Raw genomic sequence first — 19,366 nt, forward strand, 5'->3', positions numbered from 1 at the left:
GGTCTGGCGAATCAGCTGGCTCGCGCCCTCGATTGACGGCATTGCGATGGCCCGGTTAGGCTCGCGACATGCGCCCATCCAAAGTCGATCTGAATCTCTTTGTCGTGTTCGAAGCCGTCTATCGAACGCGCAACCTCACACGCGCGGCGGAGTTGCTGTTCATCACGCAGCCCGCGGTGAGCAATGCGCTCGCACGCATGCGCAAGGCATTCGACGATCCGCTGTTCGTGAGCACACCGGCCGGCATGATGCCCACGCCGGTTTCCGAGAACATCATTGGCCGCGTGCGTGAGGCGCTGCAGCTACTCGATTCGAGCACGCATGCTGGCGAGCGTTTCGATCCGGCCACGTCGCAGCGGACCTTCCGGCTCAGCATGAACGATCTGACTGAGGCGATGCTGCTGCCTGCGCTGGAGGAGGTGCTGCAGCACCTCGCGCCGGGCATCCGCATCGAGAGCTACTTCACGACGCGACGCGACGTGCCCGAAGCGCTCGCGAGCGGCGCGGTCCATCTTGCGATCGATGCGCCTCTCATCGACGATCCGTACCTGGAACAGGAGCCGATGGGCCGTGCCCGTTACGCCTGCATGCTGCGTCAGGATCATCCGTTCGCGAAGAAGAAGCTCACGATCGACGACTACTTGCGCTTTGGACATATCCACGTGTCCAGTCGCAGGCAGGGGCCAGGCCTCGTCGATACGGAACTCAACAAGCTGGGGCTCAGGCGCACCATCCAGACGCGGGTCCAGCACTATCTCGTTGCGCCCTTGATCGCGATGCGCACCGATCTCGTCCTGACTGCGCCACTCACGCTGCTTAAGCGCTATGACGCGCGCATCCTCGCGCTCCCCTTCGACCTCCCCGTTCTCGACACGCATGGCTACTGGCACCGCAGCGTCGCGGCGGACCCGGCGCATCGCTGGCTGCGCGAGCAGATCGGCCGTCTCATGCGCAAGCAGAGGCAGTAGACGGGGTGTCACGAAACGTTATGGCGAACCATCACCAGAATAAATTTCCTGAATGTCATGGGCCCCGATATCGTTTCAGTCATGTTCAGACGAGGTTGGCATGGCGGAACTCTATCTGGTGCGGCATGGGCAAGCGTCTTTCGGCGCTGAAAACTATGACGAGCTTTCATCTTCGGGCTTTGCCCAGTCGCGCTGGCTAGGCGAATACTTCGCGCAGTCGCACCTGAGCTTCGATCGCGTCGTGACCGGCACGATGCGGCGGCACGCTCAAACCGCCGACGCCTTGCTCACCGCAATGGGCGGCCAGCCGGTAGAGATCGTGCAGGACGCCGGTTTGAACGAGTACAATTTTCACGCGCTGTTTTCCGCGCTGGGAGAAAGCGGTCCGGCGTCGGGTCCCGTGGCCGAAAGCTCGATGAAGCACTTCTACAAGGGACTCAGGCAGGTCTTGCAGCTTTGGTCCGAAGATAAATTGCCGGGATGCATTCCCGAGACCTGGGGAGAGTTCCAGGCGCGTGTAGAGCACGCGCGTCTCGCCATTCAGCGTTCGGGCGGCAAGCGCGTTCTGGTGGTGAGTTCGGGGGGGCCGATCGCCGTCTTCACCCAGCAGATCCTGAACGCACCCGCGGCCGCGGCCATCGCGCTCAACATGCAAATCCGCAACAGCAGCGTGAGCCAGTACGTCTTCAACGACAGCGCGATGTCGCTGGTCACCTTCAACGCGTTGCCGCATCTCGAACAGATCGAGGGGCGCGAACTCGTTACCTACGGCTGATTCGAATCCGGATTCCCGCGCCATGATGAATGCAAGTCTTCAGTTCGATGTCGTTGCCCTCACACGCTACCTCGAGGCACACGTACCTGCCTTTCAGGGACCTATGTCCGTCGAGAAGTTCGCGGGCGGCCAGTCGAACCCCACGTTTCTCCTCGAAGCGCAAAGTGGCCGCTATGTGCTGCGGCGTCAACCGCTGGGTGAACTGCTCAAGTCGGCCCACGCCGTGGACCGCGAATTTCGTGTGTTGAGGGCGCTTAGCGGTACGCCGGTTCCTGTTGCGCGGGTCTTGCACCTTTGCGAGGACCGAGAAATGATCGGCAGCATGTTCTACGTGATGAGCTTCGAAGAGGGTGAAATCTACTGGGATCCGTCCTTGCCCGCATTGGACGTTAGCGAGCGCGGCGCCATCTACGACGCGCTGATCGGCACGATGGCCGCTCTGCACGATGTGGATGTCGTGGCCGTTGGCCTTGCCGACTATGGCCGCGCGGGCAACTACTTCTCGCGCCAGATCGACGTGTGGACCAAGCAGTATCGCGCGGCGCAGACCGAAGACCTCGACACCATGGAAGCCCTGATTGACTGGCTGCCGGCGCACTGTCCGGCCGAAATGGGGAAGCCTTCGCTCGTGCACGGCGACTTTCGCATCGACAACCTGATTTTTCACCGCGGCACGCCGCAGGTTCGCGCGGTGCTCGACTGGGAACTCTCCACGCTTGGCAATCCGCTGGCGGACCTCGCGTACTTCTGCATGTGCCTGCGGCTTCCGCCCAAAGGTCATATCGTCGGTCTCGCCGGGCTGGATCGGGCTGCGCTTGGCGTGCCGGACGAGGCTGCGATCGTAGAGCGGTATTGCCGGCTGCGGGGCATAGGGGCGATCGAGAACTGGAATTTTTACCTCGCGTTCAGCTTCTTCCGGCTTGCCGCCATTGCGCAGGGCGTGAAGAGGCGTGCGCTTGGCGGCAACGCGTCGAACGAGAAGGCGCGTCAGGTCGGTGAAATGGCCGGTGCGCTCGCGCAGATGGGTTTCGACCTCATCTGACGCCTGGCGGTTGATACATACACGTGGATATGTCGAGGAGACAGTTGTGAGTACCCATTTATTCGATCTGCAGGGCAAGATTGCATTGGTCACGGGAGCGAGCCGTGGCATTGGCGAAGAGATCGCGAAGCTGCTCGCAGAACAGGGCGCCCATGTGATCGTATCGAGCCGGAAGCTCGAAGACTGCGAGACGGTGGCACGCGGGATCAAGGAGGCGGGCGGCAGCGCCGAGGCGTACCCGTGCCACGTGGGGCGTCTCGACGACATTCAGGGCGTTTTCCAGCACATCCGCTCGCGGCATGGCCGGCTTAACATCCTCGTGAACAACGCGGCGGCGAATCCGTATTTCGGCCACATTCTCGATACCGATCTTTCGTCGTTCGAAAAAACGGTGGAGGTCAACTTGCGTGGCTACTTCTTCATGTCGGTCGAAGCGGGCAAGCTGATGCGCGAGCACGGCGGCGCGATCGTCAACACGGCTTCTGTCAATGCGCTGCAGCCCGGCGACAAGCAGGGCATCTATTCGATCACGAAGGCCGCCGTGGTCAATATGACGCGCGCGTTCGCTAAGGAATGCGGCCCGTTCGGCATTCGCGTGAATGCGTTGCTGCCGGGCCTCACCAAGACCAAATTCGCCGGCGCCCTGTTCGAAGACCAGGCCATCTACGAAGCGTGGATGACGAAGATTCCTCTGCGCCGGCATGCAGAGCCGGGCGAGATGGCCGGCACGGTGCTGTATCTCGTCTCCGATGCGGCGAGCTACACCAACGGCGAGTGCATCGTCGTTGATGGCGGACTGACGATCTGATCAAGCGAGCGGCGCACGATTGATGCTCGCGACGCACGACATTCACAAGGATTCAAGGGAGAGCAAAATGGACTTCGCCTATAGCCCGAAAGTCGAAGCGCTGTGCGCGCAGGTGCGTGCGTTCATGGACACGCATATCGTGCCGCGCATCCACCAATGGCACGAAGAAGTGAGCGCGGGACAATATCCCGTTTCCTTCATGGATGACTTGAAGGAGAAGGCGCGTGCGGAGGGCCTCTGGAACCTGTTCTTGCCGCATCTGCACGACGACGAGCCCGGCACGCGGCTGACCAACCTCGAGTACGCCCCCCTTGCTGAGATCATGGGGCGAGTTTCCTGGGCCTCGGAAGTATTCAACTGCAATGCGCCGGATACGGGCAACATGGAGCTGCTCCATATGTTCGCCACGCCTGCCCAACGCAAGAAGTGGCTCCAGCCGCTGCTCGACGGCAAGATCCGTTCGGCGTTTGCGATGACCGAACCCGCGGTGGCTTCTTCGGATGCAACCAATATCACCACGTCCATTCGTCTCGATGGCGACGACTACGTGATCGACGGCCGCAAGTGGTTCATCACGAATGCAGCGCATCCGAATTGCGAGCTGTTTATCGTCATGGGCAAAACGGACCCGGACGCACCCGCGCATCGTCAGCAAAGCATGATTCTCGTGCCGCGCGACACACCGGGTGTGAGGGTCATCCGCAATATCACGGTGGTCAATCACACGGCGCCCGAAGGCCACTGCGAGATCGAATTCAGGGGCGTGCGCGTGCCGCGCTCGAATCTTCTGGGCGAAGAGGGTAACGGCTTTGCGCTCGCCCAGGCGCGTCTTGGCCCGGGGCGCATTCACCACTGCATGCGCTCGATCGGCGCTGCCGAGCTCGCGCTCGAGTTGATGATCGAACGCGCGCAGGCGCGCACGGCGTTCGGCAAGAAGCTATATGAGCACGGCAGTGTTGCGGAGTGGATCGCGAAGTCGCGCATCGAAATCGATCAGGCTCGTCTCTTCGTGCTGAAGGCTGCGTGGATGATCGACAACGTGGGCGCCAAGGAGGCACGCAAAGAAATCTCGATGATCAAGGCGCTCGTGCCGAGCGTGCACACCGCCGTGTGCGAGCGGGCGATACAGACCTTCGGCGCGATGGGCCTGAGTCCCGACACGCCGCTGGCGGACAGCTGGACCTGGGGGCGCGCGCTGCGTTTCGCCGATGGCCCGGACGAGGTGCATCTCCAGAGCATTGCGCGCATGGAGATCAAGACGCGGCCCTATGAGCCGGGCCATGAGAATCCATACCTGACGCCTGCGGTGTAGGGCATGGTAGCGCGCGCATGGGCTGCCGCTCGTGCGTTAGCGAGACGTCTCGCGATTGCTTCGGGACTCGTCCAATAGCGATCGCGTTTCTGCCGAAGACTCTGCAACGACTTCTGTCCCGGGGGTCAGTGTTGGGCATTCAACCATATGCCGCCGGCGATCAAGATGACTGGGACGAGCATGATCACGACGTGGATGTGGCGCGGATAGATTTCTGTAATCAAGCGTTGGTCATTGGGCGCCCAAAACCGGCGATAGCCTATCCTGCCATCCCTCGTTTCAATGTCCGTTTTTATCTCCCGGCTAAGCGCTTTCAGCGAGGTTGGCCGGGAATTTCCGTAAGGCGGCCAGATGCGTCCGCGGGATGCACCCCATGAATCCGCTGTTCTTCCTTTGCTCGACCGCACACCGTATCTCATGGTGCGGGATGTCGATTGAACGAGTCTGCATACTGGGCAGGCGGATTTCTGCGTAGTGATCTGGTCCACTGCCGCTACCTGAATGTCAGATGTCTGCGAGGGCCGCGGCTGAAGTCGGTAATCGCACGCGCTGAATCGGCAACGTCGATTCAGCTTCGGGCGGCTGTTGATCTCCTAAAATCTCGCCGGTCTTTCCCAAAGATATGCAGGCAGGGCTATCGGGAGTTCGTAGAGTAAGGGATATAGTCTGCGAGACTATCGTGTCTCTATCGGCTCGCAGTTCCATTGTGTGAATCCTGATGGCCAGAACGATTCAGCCCGTTGCCTGTGATCGTTCTGCGCCTGCGCCGTCGTGAAGTTTGCCCGGAATCCCTTCGCTACGTCTTTCCGGACATCAGCCCGGTCCGTTGCTCGTGCCAGACGTGTCCAAAATATTTCTTTTATTCCAACGCGATCCGTCTGATTCCATGACGTTCCGATAGCGAAAATCCGGCCAAAAACAGGTGTTGACGAGGTCTTCCCGAGTGAACAAGATGGGATAAAGAGAGCACGACGGAGCGAGCCATGCCAGTTGCGAAAAGCTATACCCGGGCGCAATGGGATGAGCTTGTCCGCACTCTGGAATCACTGCCGGTCAAGCCAGAGGCCGAGCAGCGCGTCTCTATTACCGATGCGATGAAAGAGATGCGTCTGGTAATCGGTGCGGTGAGGAAGAAGGGATATACGCTGGAAGAAATCGTTGAACATGCACGGAAGAAGGGCGTTGATTTTAGCGTTGGCTCTGTCAAGTACGCGTTATACCCATCGAAGAAAGACAAACCAGCTCGACAGTCTGCAAAGGAATCGGCGCGAGACAATGCCGCGCCATCGCCTCGTACGAAGAAGGTAAGCAAGGACGATGTACCGCGCGCGGAGGCTGTCAGAGAAAATCAAAAGCAGGATGCGGGAGAGATTGTCAGTAGGCCGGGAAGCATGGTGATGCGTGACGCGTTCTCATTCGAGATCAGGCCTGACACCGAGAACCTTTAGAGGATTCAAATGGACATGACGACTTACCCCATCTATCTCGTTGGTGGCAGCAAGGGCGGCGTAGGCAAGAGTTTTGTTGCGCTCGCGCTGGCCGATTATCTGCTACGGCGGGATATTCATGCGGCGCTTGTGGAAACGGATACCTCCAACCCAGACGTGATGAAAGCAGTCCAGGATGATATGCGCTGCATTGCCTATAGCCTGGACGATGCAGACGGCTGGATCGGCCTTGTCAATTTCTGCGACGAGCAACGAGACGCAGCGATCGTTGTCAACACGGCGGCGCGGAGCCAGACGGGTGTTGAGCAGTTCGGGGCGACACTGGCCGGCGCGCTTGGCGAGCTTCGGCGCCGGCTTGTTGTCCTGTGGGTGATCAACCGGCAACGCGACAGCCTTGAATTGCTGAGCGCTTTCAACGAGACGTTCCCGGACGCGGTGATAAACGTCGTACGCAATGGCTACTTCGGTCCGGCGGACAAGTTCACGCTGTATCAGGGGTCGCAGCTTCGCCGTTCCATCGAATCGCGCGGTCACTCACTGGATTTTCCTGATCTTGCGGATCGGGTCGCGGACGAGCTTCGCAGTCAGCGCATGTCGATTCGCAAGGCAGCGGAGACGATGCATATCGGTGAACGGGTCGAGCTATTGCGTTGGCGTTCGTTGTGCGATGCCATGTTCGCCAAGGTAACGGTCGATGGATAGCAGGCAGGGCAGGCCGGTGGACGAGCTCGCCTGTCTGTTTCTCGACGTCACGGGCGAATTGCCCGACGATGCCAGTGTGCTGCGAATGCGTCGGGTATCGAGTGCGCTCAACCTCCGCGACAACGATGCGCTGTGGTCTGTGCTGGTCATGCTCGAGCACTACGGGCGACTCTACGAGGCCATGCCGGAGCGCATCCGGCAGGCAGGCGCGGGCAGTCTGGATGTCGTGCGGACGGAGGCGCGGGCAGCGACGGATGCGTTGATGACGCAGCATCGTGACGCGCTCGCGCGCTGCAAGGCCACGATTGAACTGGCCGGGCAGATGATCGATGAACATGAGGCGCGCTACCGGGCCGCGCTTGCGGCGCTGAACGATGAGGCGCTGGCTACACTCACGCAGCGGGCGGCGAATCACATTGCCCGCGTTGCCGGTAACCGGCTCGTGGGGGCGACGGCTGTCGCCGTACGTGACCAACAGAAACGGATCGACACGACGCTCACGTCATTCGAGCGCGTCGCCCTGCGGCGGCTCGTGCGGGCGTGCTATGGGCTGGTCGTCGGCGGACTGATTGTGATGCTGCTGGCCGCGGGCGCGGGCGGGCTGGCCGGATGGTGGGCTGGCGTCCATTGGGTGCGGGCAGACAGGTCGCCGTGTGCCCGCACGGGTTATACCTCGTCGGTGTCACCCTCCATGAATTCAGCGGCGTGGCGGAGCACGTCTGCAGCCGCGTCGTTTTGGTCGAAGGCGATCATCGGTGCCCGGTAGCCTTCATCTTCGGCGCGGGCAAGGGCCATGTCGTAGTGCTTGCCTTCGTTGTATTGCAGATCGGTGGCTTCAACGAAAGTCAGGGAGAGGTCGGGCGAGCCTTCGGCATTGATGGTGAGCACGGCCATGCGGATGCGGTTGGTCATGATGTGTTCCACCGGTTCAAGTCTGGCAGGCGGCGCATTCGGGCTTGCCGCCTGCCTCGTCCCGTTGCCGGGGCGAAAGGTGGGATCACGCTACGAGGGGGCCGGATTGCGCGCTGTTCATGCTGTCCGAAGTCGGGTACGGCCACGACGTCAGCGGGCTACTGGCGACAGGGGCGGCTTCTGCGTCGGCGGGCGTATCGTTGACATGTTCCGTGCCGTTACCGGCATCCGGCTCAGCATCGACGTCTTCGTCTTCCGGTGTGTCGTCCGCGCCGTTGCCGGTATCGCCCGCATCGGCGCCGTCTTCATCCTCGTCGTCACGGTTTTCCCGTGACGGCGTGGCCGGGGCTTCGCGATCGGTGAGTATTTCCGGGAGCCATGCCACCTTTGCGAGCCGAAGCTCGGCGGCGGCTGCCGCGTCGGTCTTCTTCATCTTGTTGAGGTCGGTGGCGGCTTTCGGTGACACGGCAGCGGAGACAACCTCCGCGATGCGTGCCTTGCTGACGTGATCGAAATACGTCGCACGCGTCGGCGTCCAGTACCGGGTCATGTCGAGGTTCAGCGCACTCGCAAGCGTGTTGATCGCATGCGGTTTTTCCTCGCCCGCGATGCCGTCGAGCAGGGTGCCGGTGCAGAATGCAAGCAGGTCGAGCAGCGTCGTGACGGGGTCCTGTTCGATCAGCCACGGCAGCAGGTCCGCTCGTCTGGCAGGCAGTTCATCGATCCAGCGCGTCCGCTGCGTCTCGATGGCGTTCCACGCGGGGCTGGCGGGCAGGTCGTCGGCCGCGCGCAGCAGACTGTCGTGGTTGTTCTCGCCGGACAGTGTGAGATAGCTGCGCGCAGACGTGTGCCCGAAGTGCTCGGGCAGTGCCTTCGGGGTCAGGTAGTGCAGCAGGGCGACGAGCGCCATGGCGGGCCGGGCGACCAGTTCCGCGTGGACGGCAGCGGTACGGTGCGCCGTGAGCCGCTGGCAGAGCTTCGCGCTGTGGACGGGTTTGATCTTCGGAGCCTTGGTGGACGGCGCGTCCGGGCCTTCGGCTGCGGCGATGCCGGTGACGGTTGCGCCTGCCGCGTCCAGTGCCGCGCTGTTCTCGCGCCGCACGAGGCCGCGCTCGATGACGAACTCACCCTGCGGCCCGACAATCACGAATGCGCCCGTCTCGGCCATCTGATGCGTGTCCCATGCGAGCGCTCGGTTTTCGAGTGCGATGAGCATCGCATTGACCCGCTCAATTTCGTCGTTGAGCCGGTCGGCTTCCTCATAGGCGCTTTCGTCGTCCTCCGCCAGTGCTTCGATTTTTTCGGCGAGTTCATCCTGCTGCGCGGTGAGGGCGTCCATTTCGCGCTGCTCGTCCTCGGTGTATGGGCGCTGCACCGGGCGCAACCTGCCGTGGCGGTTCAGTTCGACAAGATCGCGTTCGATGCGCGTTTCCGTCCAGCCCCATCCCTCGGCCCGCACTTCGGCGGCAGCAGCGTCGAGCTTCTGCGCGACGAGCTTCTGCAGCAGTTCGGCGTCGGCGATGTAGCCCGAGTTTTCGTCGTCGCTGAACAGATCGCGGCGAATGTAGCCGCCCGCTGCTTCATAGGCGGCGAGGCCGACGAATCGGACGAGGCGGCTGCGGCTCGCATCGATTTCGGCGCGCGTGATCGCCTGTCGCAGGTAGTTCGGCTGGCGCTGCCACTCGTTTGCGTCGGACCAGATGTTTTCCTGCGTTTCGTGGTCGTCTGCGAGGGCGAGTGCGGCAAGCTGTTCGAGCGTGATCGCGTCCTCGCGCAGCTTGGCGAGCAGCTTGGGCGATACGTTGGCGAGCTTCATGCGCCGCTTGACCGTGAGCGGCGAGGCGGAGAAAAGCGCCGCGATGTAATCGACGCTACGCCCTTCCTCGGCCAGCATCCGGTATGCGCGCAGTACGTCGAACGGGTCGAGTGCTTCGCGTTCGCTGTTCTCGATCAGCGAAATGGCGAGGGCTTCGCCTTCGCTGACGATTCGCACCGGCACCGGATAGTCGGCCACGATATGCTTCTGTTCGAACAGCAGGTCGAGCGCGGCTTCCCGGCGCTGGCCCGCGCAGACGCCATACCGGCGCTGCTTGCCACGCGATCGCTTCATGTCGTGGACGACGAGGTTTTGCAGCAGGCCCCTCGCCCGGATGTTGGCGGCGAGCGCCGGGATCCCCGACAGCGGTTTCGTGCGGGCGTTGAACGGTGAGGGCTGCAGGCTGGAATACGGCACGGTGACGAGCGGCTGTTCGTCGCCGAAGTTGGTTTCGAGCGGCGAGACGGCTTCGTCGGTGTTCGCCTTGACGGTTTCGACTTGAGCTTGCATGACTGACTCCAGAAAAATAGAAAGGAAAGGTTCCGGGTCGGGTGCTGTCCGATTCCACCAGGACGTGACCCGGAGAGGAGTCCTGATGGAATGTGACGGAGCGGGGGAGGCAAAACGCTCCCGCCCCTGCGGCGCTTACTCCTTCATCTGGCGCATGGCGTCAGCGAGCATCCACAGCGCACGGTTGAGCTTCACGTTCTGGTCGATGCCGGTGATGGGGCGCGTGGACATGGCGCGCCCGCTGCGAGAGCGCCCGTGCAGGCCGCCTTTGGTGAGGTTTTCCTGCACCCGGTTAAAGATCGTCCAGAGATCGTCGTGGCGATCTTCGAAACGGCGCGGCACCAGTAGCTGACTTTCGGTGACCGGGGCGGCTGCCTCGGCGTCGGTCGGGTCGTAGCGCAGGGCGAGGGCGGAGCGGGCGAACGCATGCTGTTCGTCGAGGTTCAGATCGACGGCTCGCATACCTTCCTTCTGCTCGCGGATCAGGTCGAAGCCGTCGAGAACGTCAAACGCGCCGTTAATCACGTTCTGTACGACGTTGCCTTTATGTGGTACGCGAATATCGGCGATGTTGTCGCCCGCGACCATGCCGTTCCGACAGACAAAGCGGAACGTGCCTGCGAGCATCTGGTAGCTGCTGGTGCCGTCATGAGAATTCAGCAGCACGATCTCATCGGCTTCCTCGCCAGTGATCTGATCAGCATGGCGAAGCCGCAGCATGTGCTTCGTGAATTCGCGCTTGCCCTGATCGCGCACGCGGGTCTGGCAGATCATGAGCGGTTGGAAGCCTTCGTTCCGAAGACCGCGCAGGACGTCGATGGTCGGAATATAGGTATAACGTTCCGAACGGCTTTCGTGCTTGCCATCAGCGAAGATGGACGGGGCGACGCGCCGGATCTGATCGTCTGAAAGCGGCGAGTCAGCGCGCAGCATCGGGGAGCCGTAATGGAAAGAGGAAGCGAGTTGCATGGCAGTCTCCACAGTCAAGGTTGAGGACCTGAACCGGGCGATGGAATGTGGTTTGCCGTTGCGGCTGGACACTTTCCGGTGGAACTCGGGGTTGGCTTTGCTGCCGCCAGACTCCCGGGTTCCCGCCCGTGCGACTCGAGGAGCCGATAGCGGGCAGGCGTCAAGGAAAAAGGCGAGGGAGGGGTGCGGGCAACACGGTCCCTCGCCCCTTGATGCGTGGCCGCTATCGGCTACGGTCGCGGGTCAAGGGCGGGGAGCTGGGAGCCGGGTGCATGCCGTGCCTCGGGTTGACCGGGCAGGGTTTGGCGCAGGACCCGCGGCGATGTGATTGATCGTGATACCGAAATAGACAGTGGGGTATGGCTGTGCCGCGGCTTGGTGACCGAGACGGGATTGAACGAGGCACGCGGCCCGGTTCATACTGCGACAGCTCGCTGTCTTCAATCATCCCTGCAGTCCATCTGCCGTCGTTAGGGGCGCCGCGGGATCTGCGGCTGTTCAACCACGACTAGCGGGAATGGCACTTACTTAAGCCCGTGGAGCGTGCCCATATTTTTGGACGCGCTCACGTGCGATGTGACGAGGCTCTTTCAGCCATGGGTAGGACTTCGGTCTTCGTTTGCGCATTCGTGGTTCGATGCGACCGGGGCGACTCCCAACGCAAGACTGCGTGATCAGGTTGAACAGGAGACTCTGGTTGTGAGTTGCCGTCAGACCTCTGGCCAGCCATTCAGTCCATAACTGCACCGTGTGTTTGAAACTCAGTGTTCTCGGGTCAGTGGCATGGTGACTGGCGGCCTGAGCCATCAGCAGCCGAATCACGTTGTAGGCCAGCAGATGGACCCAGATCTCCTTTTCGTTCATGTGGGCAGTCTGGCAATGCAGCACATCCATGCCCATCGTCGTCTTGATGTTACGTAGATCCAGTTCCACGTTCCAGCGCCTGGCGTACAACTGCGAGAGGTCCTGTTTGCTGGTCTTGCGTGCATCAAGCATCGTGGTGACCAGCACCCGGTGATGCAGCCTGGACTCGCGCACCATCAGTTCATCGGGGAAGGCCTGGTACTGCTCATGCGTCATCCAGTCGGGACGCTGCCGGGGTTTGGGCCACGTCACAATGTGATCGCGCGTGCCCAGGGACCGGCCTCGCCGAAAGTCGGTGCGGCGTGCCCCATGCTGTTCCATCACGACGTCCACCCCGGCGGCGATCATTGAGGCCATCAGAAAGTAGTGGCAGTACAAGGCATCGGCGACGATCACGTCACCTTTGCGAAACGTGCCTTGCAGCATGCGAAACGCCGTCAGCTCCCCGCTGCCTTTGCCCGCGTAAGTTCCGACCGCCGACTCCAGTACTGCGCCGCTTGCCAGACAGATCACCGCAACCAGATAGGCCAATGGAAAGCCCACTCCTTCGGCCTGAGCACTGGACTGCGGGAAACGGGCCTGGTTCGACGGCGTATCGGGCATCGAGATCCCGGTGCCGTCAACCAGCTTGACCGGGCGCCCGCGCCACTTCCAGGCAGGCTCGGCCTGCTCATGCAGTTGGCGCCCCGTCTCGCGCGCCAACTCCCGCACCATCGTCAGCGGCAGTCTCTGGCGAGCGCGGCAGTAGCCTCCCGTACGCACACTCATGGGCCGCAGCCCGTCGGCAGCTCGCTGCGCCGCCCACCCGTTGACTGCCTTCTGACAGGAGGCGTCCTCTTCCAGCGCCTGGCGCATGAACATCGACAGTGTCACCGTCGGCGGATACAGCCGTTCCCGATGTTCTGGCAAATACGCTTCCGTTATGCCCAACAGCCCCGGGCTCGTCAGTATGTTGAAGTAGTCTACCGCCTGGGCCCTGCACGCCCGGCTTTGAACCCTGCTTCGTGTTTGCCTGTGATGACTTCGTGCATTACGATCCATGGGGGCTGATCTTTGGAATGAGACGGTGTTTGCCTGGTAACAACCATCGTATCAATCCCTGGATCAGCCCCCTCCCTTTCTCTTCAAGCACTTACCCGCGTCTTCTCCTCCATGTAGGCTTAAGTAAGTGCCATTCCGACTAGCGGCCATTCACCGACGCGAGGCTGAATACAGCTTCTCGGCCGAAGCCGTCATCCGAGTATCGGCATCTGTCAGGCTGCTACCTGTCGCTTTCCCGACATTCGCAGGTGGGCGGTCGCGAATGACAGGTCTGGCGAGTGCCGAATGCGTACTCTCGACCCTGAGCCGCCGTCCACCGTCTTTTAACCCGGACGCCCGTTTCCCAAGGTTAAGTGTTAGCGCCGATGTAAAAATGACCCTGGCGCCGAAGTAAACCTGACCCACCTGGGAGACGATGGCGGCTTTTGCCGCCGATGCTAACTCAGGAGCAAGCAGTGGAAATCAAGGTATTGGCCCGGCGCGGGACGGCGGTGCGTGAGATAGCGAGGCAGACAGGTTTATCGCGCAACACCGTGCGACGCTATCTGAGGAACGAGCAGGCAAGCCGTTACAGCCAGCGTGAGCCGCGAGCAACGAAGCTCGACCCGTTCAAGGACTATCTGCTGGAGCGCGTCGCCGCCGCGCGGCCGCACTGGATTCCGGCAACGGTTCTGCTACGCGAATTGCAGGAGGCGGGATACGAAGGTGGCATCAGTCAGCTCAAGGCATTTCTGGTGCCCCACAAGCGTTCTGAGGCCGAGCCAGTGGTGCGCTTTGAGACCGCGCCCGGCAAGCAGATGCAAGCCGATTTCACGGTTATCCGGCGAGGACGCGAGCCATTGCTCGCGCTGGTCGCGACGATGGGATACAGCCGCGCGAGCTTCGTGCGGTTCACCGCGCGTGAGGATGCCGCGACACTGTGCGAATGCCTGCGTGAGGCGCTCGTCTACTTCGGCGGCACGCCGGAGCATGTGCTGTTCGACAACGCGAAGTCGGTGGTTATCGAGCGCGATGCATTCGGCGAAGGCGAGCATCGCTGGAACCCACAGCTGCTTGCGCTGGCTGAGACCTACGGCTTCACGCCGAAGGTGTGTCGTCCGTATCGCGCCAAGACCAAGGGCAAGGTCGAACGGTTCAACCGCTATCTGAAGGAGAGCTTCGTTGTGCCGCTTGCCGCGACGCTCAGGTCATCGGGCTTGAGGCTGGATGTAGAGGCCGCCAACGCGCATATCGGTCGATGGCTGGCAGAGGTCGCCAACACGCGCCGTCATGCGACGACGGGCGAGCGTCCGGCAGTGAGGCTTGCTGCCGAGCAGGCGGCGCTTCTGCCGTTGCCGTTGCCGGCGCAGGCACCTGCGCTTGCTGTGCCGGACAACCGTCGCGTGCTGCCGCGTGAGAGCCTGCAGCATCCGCTGGCGGTATACGACGCGTTGCTGGAGGTCGCAGCATGAATCTGCAACATGAACGGATTGCCGGACTGTGTGCACAGCTGAAGCTGGACTGCATCGCCACCGACTGGGCGCCGCTCGCACAACGCACTGCGACGACCGATTCGAGTATGGCCGATTTCCTTGAACAGCTTCTGCAAGCGGAGCTCGGTGCGCGCGAGCAGCGCAAGCGTCAGGTGCTAACGAAGCTGGCGGCGCTGCCCGGCATCAAGACGCTGGAGCAATACGACTTCAGCTTCGCCAGCGGCGCACCGCGTGCTCAGATTCAGGAGCTGGCGAGTCTGGCGTTCATTGAGCGGGCCGAGAATGTCGTGCTGCTCGGGCCATCCGGGGTCGGCAAGACACACATTGCGACCTCGCTTGCGTACCGCGCGGCGCAGGCGGGCATCAAGACGCGGTTCATCACCGCCGCCGACCTGATGATGCAACTGGCCGCCGCCCGGCAGCAGAACCGCTTGCGGGAATTCTTCAATCGCGCGGTGATAGGACCGAGGCTGCTCGTCATCGATCTATGTGCAGTGCTCCGTTATGTGGAGTTCGGTCGGTCGAGGCATAGTGACGGCCGGTTGGCAGGACGCGGACTCCACATAATTATCAGAGGCGCTTCAACCAGTCGATAGTCGGCAAGCGTTCAAAGGTTCGGCGGTCAGTTGGCACCGTCGTTAATATGTCGGGGAACACTTGCAGAAGCGCTTGGCGCTTCATGTCGATGTCTGCTTTCGAATAGCGCATCGTTGTATCGAGACTCGCGTGACCAAGCCATTGGCTAATCGTTGGGAAGTCCACGCCCGACTTTAGCATGCTGACCGCAGTCGTATGCCTAAGAGAGTGTGGGTGGATACGTTTCTCCCGGAGGGTAGGCGCGACCGCTTCGGCGGTGACCAGATGCTTGCGAAGCAGGTAATAAACGCCGAAGCGCGTGAGCTTGTCGCCGCGATTGTTGACAAACAGTGCCGCTTTCACGTCAAGGGGATACGGTCGCTCTTCAACGAGTCGCTGCAGCAACCTGGCAGTCTGCGGCCAGATCGGGCAGACGCGCACCTTGTTTCCCTTGCCTTGCAATCTGACCTGGCACGGCCGCTGGACGCGCAGGTCGCACAGACGAAGGTCGAGTACCTCCTGCACTCTTGCTCCGGTATTAAACATGAGTGAGAGCAATGCGTAATCACGTCGTCCGGCGGCGGTCGTTCGATCGACCGAACTAAGCAGCGCCTCGACCTCGCCCTCCTCGAGATATTCGATCGGCGCTGACTGGGCGCCGCGTTTGAATGGAATGCCGAGGATTGCCTGCGACGCCGCAAGATGTTCAGGAAATTCAGTTGCCAGGAACCGCGCGAACGTATGAATCGCGGCAAGCCGGGCATTGCGCGTCGCAATGCCGTTGTGCCGGTCTCGCTCGAGAGATGTCAGGAACTGCCCGACCGAGTCAGCAGTGATCGCCGCAAGGTCCAGGCGTTCAATCCCACAGTGTCGCATCGCACTGAGAAATCTCAGCAGGAGTACCAGCGTGTCGCGATAGCTATGAATTGTGTGCCGACTCATCCCTCGCAACGTAGGCAGATAATTCTGGAAAAATCGGACAAGGGCCCGACCGAGTTCGTCGGAATAAGAGCGCCGTTTCATCACTGCTCTCCTTGGACAAGATAACCAAATCGCTTGGCGAACCGATTACTGGCCAGATCCCGGAGCTCCGGAATCCAGCGCAAATAGTAGGCCGTCGAGACGATTGAGACGTGACCCATGTAAAGTGCGAGCTTTGGCAGGTTGGACTGGACGTCCGCGCCCTGTCGATACCATCGCATTAGTGCCCCAATTGCAAAGGAGTGCCTAAAGTCATGAATGCGGGGAACCCGTCCGTCGACATCGCGTATTCCGGCCTCATGCAACAGTTCCATGATGCCGCGACGCAATCCTGTTCCAGTGTAGCCTCGTAGACCATGGCTCAAATTGCAAAGTAGTGGTGACGACGGCGAGGTGTCGAGCGGGGTGGCGAGGCGGCGCACGAGGTAGCGGCGTAGTTCCCGCCGGGCACCACACGAAAGCGGAACCCACCGCGATTTGTGAAACTTCGATTCCCGTACGCGCAGAACTCCAGCGTGTGCGTCCACATCGGCCAGCGTCAACCGTAACAACTCCCTTCGCCTCAGCCCGGCCGTGTACAGCAGTACAAGCGCCAGGCGCAGGACATACGGTCGAAGGGGCGATGTCGCCGTGGCCGCGCGCGTGGCCGCAAGTTCAAGTAATTGGCCGATCTGTGCTGGAGTCAGGATAATTGGTGCGGCGTGCGGTTGCGGTCGCGCAAACCGGTTGATGTCCGGCACGAAACATCGGGGTTCGGTACGTTGCCTGTAGAGGCAGAAATTGCGCACGGCAACTTGACGGGCGCGGCGCACGTTCGAGGTGAGGGAATCGAAGGTCTTGCACCACGATTCGAACAGCCTGCTGCTCAGCTCCGATTCGCCAGCCTGGACGAGAAAGTCCGTCAGCGAGTGCAGGGTACGCTCCTGCATGTTGTATTGACGTCCTAGCGCTCGACGGTGCGCAAGATATCGCCTGATGACCGGATCGAGCGCAGTTGACGCGATATGGTCGTTCATGATGCCTCCTTCCTCGAGGCGTGGCCACAACAAGGGACGGGTAAGGCGACGTGTCGCAGCGCTTCCACATGCAGGCGAAGATAGACGCACGTGCTCTCAAGGCAGTCGTGACCAAGCAGATCGCCGATCGTCTTCACGCCGACGCCTCGCTCGAGCAAGCGCATGGCGAAGCTATGCCGCAGGCAGTAGGGGCTGGTCTGCCGAATGGGCAAACCACTGAGCCGTGCGCGCTTGGCGTAGATGTCGTCGACGGTTGCAGCCTTGATCGGGCCAGCCGGGCACCGCACTCTCAGGAATAACTGACGCGTGCTCGTCAATGGCGGGCGACGGCGTAGATAGCGCTCGAGCACGCGCCGCGTTCGGCCGTTCAGCGGCAGGATTAATACCGACCGGGTCTTGCACTGGTCTACCCGCAGAGTGTTCTTCTCCCAGTCAATCGAGTCGGGCCTCAAGCCAGCAACTTCTGCTGGGCGCAAGCCGTAGTAGGCCATCAGGTAGAGAATCGCGTGATCACGGCAACCCTCAACACTCGAACGGTCGATCGAATGAAGGAGCTTGCATACCGTCCTCCAATTGAGCGCCCGTGGTGGAAGTTCTCCGCGATAGGTACGGGGCGTGTCGATGACGTCGAGCCGATTCCTCGTGTAGCCTCGATCGGCGCAGAAGCTCAGAAAGGCACGAAGGTGTGCAACCGTATGCTGAAGACTCTGACGGCAAAAACGCTTGCTGGTTTGATCAATAAAGCGCTCGACATCGTCAGATCTAACGCTTGCAAGGCGCCTGCGCCCCGAACAGACGCTCGCCAGGAAGCCGGTAACCGTGCTCAGGTGCTGCTCAACCGTGGAAGAAGACAGTCCACGCAGGTCAATGAGGTGCGAACGGTATTGCGAAACGAGTGGGTCGAATCGGCCGGGCTTTGCGACCGGAACGAAGAGGCCTCGATCGGTAAGGAAGCGTGCTGCCGCTCGCTGCGTGGCGCGGTACAGCGTCTCATGCGACCAGGGTGCGAACCAGCGGGACAGCGCAGTCGAGGTAATCGGGAGGCTGGTGGCAGCCGCGACATGGTTATAGGTAAGAACCTCACGGAAACGGTGGACGTGGCGTTTCGCACAAATGCGCGTGTAGCCGCGCTCGACGACCCACGCCGCAAAATTGCGGACTAGCGGTCCTTGCGGGCCGGCGGCATAGCGCGGCCAATCGCGGGGAAAGAGAAATTCCAGCATGTGAATCTCCCATTCAAGTGAACGGAAGAATCACAGTAGCTCGTTCCAGTTATGTGTAGCACTGCGGTCTCAAGGCCCCAGTGGACCGTGGCCGCGGCGGCCGACTGCACATAACGACGTGCTGCACATAGGTCAATTAACGTTTTGCATAACGTTAATCGACGAAATCGGCTATTTGCCATTCGGGCGTGAGGAGGCAAACCTCTTCTTCAATGTCGTCGCTAAACGCTACGAACGCGGCTCAATCGTGTTGACCAGCAACCTGCCGTTCACGCAGTGGGCGACAGCCTTCGCCGACGACCAGACGCTGACAGCGGCGATGCTCGACAGGCTTCTACATCACGCTCATATCGTGCAAATCAGCGGCGAGAGCTATCGACTGAAGGACAAAAGAAAGGCGGGGCAAACAGGCACGCGGGCAAGCACGAAAGTAGCCGCGTGATACAGGACCCGGGTGGGTCAGATTTACTTCGGCGAAACCTCGAAACGTGGGTCAGGTTTCAGTCGGCGTTGACAGTTAAGCAGTCGATCGCGCGTCCAGACGCAGCGACGGAATCGGCAGAAATGCCCGAAGGCGGAACCGATGCTTCAGGAGTTGAATCCCCGAAATCCCCTTCGTCAACGCTTAGAGGACGCCGCCGCCCAGGCTTCCTTGGAGCGCTCATGCGTCCTGGTGTTACGCCCTTCCTCAACAGCAAATGCCCTTCCGTCACACATCCATTCGGCGTTCGGACGAAGTGCAACGATTTGCCTTGAGCGGATAATGCAAGAATTAGGGTTTCCCCTGATGTAATTGTGCGACTGTTTGCCTTCCGCCCAGGCCGGTAAATTCGATGGAGGCTCAATGAAGAGACACGCGCTGCCCTGTGAGCCTCTCACACTCTTGCGCTGGCTTTAGAGTCGCGAAGGCTTGACCGCGCTTTGACGAGAG

At 61.2% G+C, this 19,366-nt stretch carries 16 protein-coding genes and 2 pseudogenes; 11 read left to right on the plus strand and 7 right to left on the minus strand.

Going from position 1 to position 19,366, the window contains the following annotated elements; genetic code table 11:
• Positions 1–68 precede the first annotated feature (68 nt).
• The 8 genes from OKW39_RS20875 to OKW39_RS20910 all read left to right on the plus strand — a co-directional run bounded on the left by OKW39_RS20875 (position 69) and on the right by OKW39_RS20910 (position 7,821).
• On the plus strand, positions 69–968 hold the full coding sequence (locus tag OKW39_RS20875) for a LysR family transcriptional regulator (protein WP_429563423.1): 900 nt from the start codon (positions 69–71) through the stop codon (positions 966–968).
• 100 nt (positions 969–1,068) lie between these two features.
• Entirely contained in the window at positions 1,069–1,743 is a 675-nt protein-coding gene (locus OKW39_RS20880; protein WP_429563424.1) for a histidine phosphatase family protein, read from the plus strand.
• Between the two features lie 22 nt (positions 1,744–1,765).
• Positions 1,766–2,785, plus strand: coding sequence for a phosphotransferase (locus OKW39_RS20885; RefSeq protein ID WP_429292831.1), 1,020 nt, complete (start codon positions 1,766–1,768; stop codon positions 2,783–2,785).
• 46 nt (positions 2,786–2,831) lie between these two features.
• On the plus strand, positions 2,832–3,593 hold the full coding sequence (locus OKW39_RS20890) for an SDR family oxidoreductase (protein WP_429292832.1): 762 nt from the start codon (positions 2,832–2,834) through the stop codon (positions 3,591–3,593).
• Between the two features lie 67 nt (positions 3,594–3,660).
• A complete protein-coding gene (locus tag OKW39_RS20895) occupies positions 3,661–4,905 on the plus strand; it encodes an acyl-CoA dehydrogenase family protein (protein ID WP_429563425.1) in 1,245 nt (414 codons plus the stop codon).
• Between the two features lie 983 nt (positions 4,906–5,888).
• Positions 5,889–6,353 (plus strand): hypothetical protein, encoded by a 465-nt coding sequence (locus tag OKW39_RS20900; RefSeq protein ID WP_429363474.1) that lies wholly within the window; start codon positions 5,889–5,891, stop codon positions 6,351–6,353.
• Between the two features lie 9 nt (positions 6,354–6,362).
• Positions 6,363–7,055, plus strand: coding sequence for a protein mobD (locus OKW39_RS20905; RefSeq protein WP_429563226.1), 693 nt, complete (start codon positions 6,363–6,365; stop codon positions 7,053–7,055).
• A complete protein-coding gene (locus OKW39_RS20910; protein WP_429563426.1) occupies positions 7,048–7,821 on the plus strand; it encodes a hypothetical protein in 774 nt (257 codons plus the stop codon). The genes OKW39_RS20905 and OKW39_RS20910 overlap by 8 nt, the downstream gene beginning before the upstream one ends.
• Here the strand turns inward: OKW39_RS20910 and OKW39_RS20915 are convergent.
• The 4 genes from OKW39_RS20915 to OKW39_RS20930 all read right to left on the minus strand — a co-directional run bounded on the left by OKW39_RS20915 (position 7,722) and on the right by OKW39_RS20930 (position 13,167).
• The gene (locus tag OKW39_RS20915) at positions 7,722–7,967 is read right to left on the minus strand and encodes a hypothetical protein (RefSeq protein WP_187619994.1); all 246 of its coding nucleotides are present in this window, start codon (positions 7,965–7,967) and stop codon (positions 7,722–7,724) included. The two genes, OKW39_RS20910 and OKW39_RS20915, sit on opposite strands and share 100 nt — an antisense overlap.
• Positions 7,968–8,052: 85 nt before the next feature.
• A complete protein-coding gene (locus OKW39_RS20920; protein WP_429563427.1) occupies positions 8,053–10,293 on the minus strand; it encodes a ParB N-terminal domain-containing protein in 2,241 nt (746 codons plus the stop codon).
• A 135-nt stretch (positions 10,294–10,428) separates the two neighbouring features.
• On the minus strand, positions 10,429–11,262 hold the full coding sequence (locus tag OKW39_RS20925; RefSeq protein ID WP_429563428.1) for a DUF932 domain-containing protein: 834 nt from the start codon (positions 11,260–11,262) through the stop codon (positions 10,429–10,431).
• 528 nt (positions 11,263–11,790) lie between these two features.
• On the minus strand, positions 11,791–13,167 hold the full coding sequence (locus OKW39_RS20930) for an IS4 family transposase (RefSeq protein ID WP_090800641.1): 1,377 nt from the start codon (positions 13,165–13,167) through the stop codon (positions 11,791–11,793).
• Between the two features lie 434 nt (positions 13,168–13,601).
• Between OKW39_RS20930 and istA the strand changes: the two genes are divergently transcribed.
• Both istA and OKW39_RS20940 read left to right on the plus strand, forming a co-directional pair.
• Complete coding sequence (istA, locus tag OKW39_RS20935) at positions 13,602–14,618, plus strand: IS21 family transposase (protein ID WP_429563429.1); 1,017 nt, start codon at positions 13,602–13,604, stop codon at positions 14,616–14,618.
• Positions 14,615–15,160 (plus strand): annotated as a pseudogene (locus tag OKW39_RS20940) (ATP-binding protein); the annotation flags it as partial. The gene istA and the pseudogene OKW39_RS20940, both read left to right, overlap by 4 nt.
• Before the next feature lie 49 nt (positions 15,161–15,209).
• On the opposite strand, the gene OKW39_RS20945 reads toward OKW39_RS20940, so the two are convergent.
• The 3 genes from OKW39_RS20945 to OKW39_RS20955 are packed head-to-tail and all read right to left on the minus strand — an operon-like array spanning position 15,210 to position 18,435.
• Entirely contained in the window at positions 15,210–16,238 is a 1,029-nt protein-coding gene (locus OKW39_RS20945; protein WP_429562521.1) for a tyrosine-type recombinase/integrase, read from the minus strand.
• The gene (locus OKW39_RS20950) at positions 16,238–17,212 is read right to left on the minus strand and encodes a tyrosine-type recombinase/integrase (protein WP_429563430.1); all 975 of its coding nucleotides are present in this window, start codon (positions 17,210–17,212) and stop codon (positions 16,238–16,240) included. Before OKW39_RS20950 ends, OKW39_RS20945 begins: the two co-directional genes overlap by 1 nt.
• Positions 17,209–18,435 carry a tyrosine-type recombinase/integrase gene (locus OKW39_RS20955; protein WP_429562523.1) on the minus strand — a complete coding sequence of 409 codons (1,227 nt, stop codon included), beginning with the start codon at positions 18,433–18,435 and terminating at the stop codon, positions 17,209–17,211. The genes OKW39_RS20950 and OKW39_RS20955 overlap by 4 nt, the downstream gene beginning before the upstream one ends.
• A 148-nt stretch (positions 18,436–18,583) precedes the next feature.
• Between OKW39_RS20955 and OKW39_RS20960 the strand changes: the two are divergent.
• Positions 18,584–18,877, plus strand: a pseudogene (locus OKW39_RS20960) (ATP-binding protein); the annotation flags it as partial.
• Positions 18,878–19,366 lie beyond the last annotated feature (489 nt).

This window comes from Paraburkholderia sp. MM6662-R1 (assembly GCF_050436245.1).
GTDB classification, from domain to species: domain Bacteria; phylum Pseudomonadota; class Gammaproteobacteria; order Burkholderiales; family Burkholderiaceae; genus Paraburkholderia; species Paraburkholderia tuberum.

Coding starts and splice junctions, on each gene's coding strand:
- OKW39_RS20880 (WP_429563424.1), top strand. CDS start 1,069: ATGGCGGAACTCTATCTGGTGCGGCATGGGCAAGCGTCTTTCGGCGCT.
- OKW39_RS20915 (WP_187619994.1), bottom strand. CDS start 7,967: ATGACCAACCGCATCCGCATGGCCGTGCTCACCATCAATGCCGAAGGC.
- OKW39_RS20875 (WP_429563423.1), top strand. CDS start 69: ATGCGCCCATCCAAAGTCGATCTGAATCTCTTTGTCGTGTTCGAAGCC.
- OKW39_RS20930 (WP_090800641.1), bottom strand. CDS start 13,167: ATGGATCGTAATGCACGAAGTCATCACAGGCAAACACGAAGCAGGGTT.
- OKW39_RS20950 (WP_429563430.1), bottom strand. CDS start 17,212: ATGAACGACCATATCGCGTCAACTGCGCTCGATCCGGTCATCAGGCGA.
- OKW39_RS20895 (WP_429563425.1), top strand. CDS start 3,661: ATGGACTTCGCCTATAGCCCGAAAGTCGAAGCGCTGTGCGCGCAGGTG.
- OKW39_RS20945 (WP_429562521.1), bottom strand. CDS start 16,238: ATGAAACGGCGCTCTTATTCCGACGAACTCGGTCGGGCCCTTGTCCGA.
- OKW39_RS20900 (WP_429363474.1), top strand. CDS start 5,889: ATGCCAGTTGCGAAAAGCTATACCCGGGCGCAATGGGATGAGCTTGTC.
- OKW39_RS20905 (WP_429563226.1), top strand. CDS start 6,363: ATGGACATGACGACTTACCCCATCTATCTCGTTGGTGGCAGCAAGGGC.
- istA (WP_429563429.1), top strand. CDS start 13,602: ATGCTAACTCAGGAGCAAGCAGTGGAAATCAAGGTATTGGCCCGGCGC.
- OKW39_RS20885 (WP_429292831.1), top strand. CDS start 1,766: ATGATGAATGCAAGTCTTCAGTTCGATGTCGTTGCCCTCACACGCTAC.
- OKW39_RS20955 (WP_429562523.1), bottom strand. CDS start 18,435: ATGCTGGAATTTCTCTTTCCCCGCGATTGGCCGCGCTATGCCGCCGGC.
- OKW39_RS20910 (WP_429563426.1), top strand. CDS start 7,048: ATGGATAGCAGGCAGGGCAGGCCGGTGGACGAGCTCGCCTGTCTGTTT.
- OKW39_RS20920 (WP_429563427.1), bottom strand. CDS start 10,293: ATGCAAGCTCAAGTCGAAACCGTCAAGGCGAACACCGACGAAGCCGTC.
- OKW39_RS20925 (WP_429563428.1), bottom strand. CDS start 11,262: ATGCAACTCGCTTCCTCTTTCCATTACGGCTCCCCGATGCTGCGCGCT.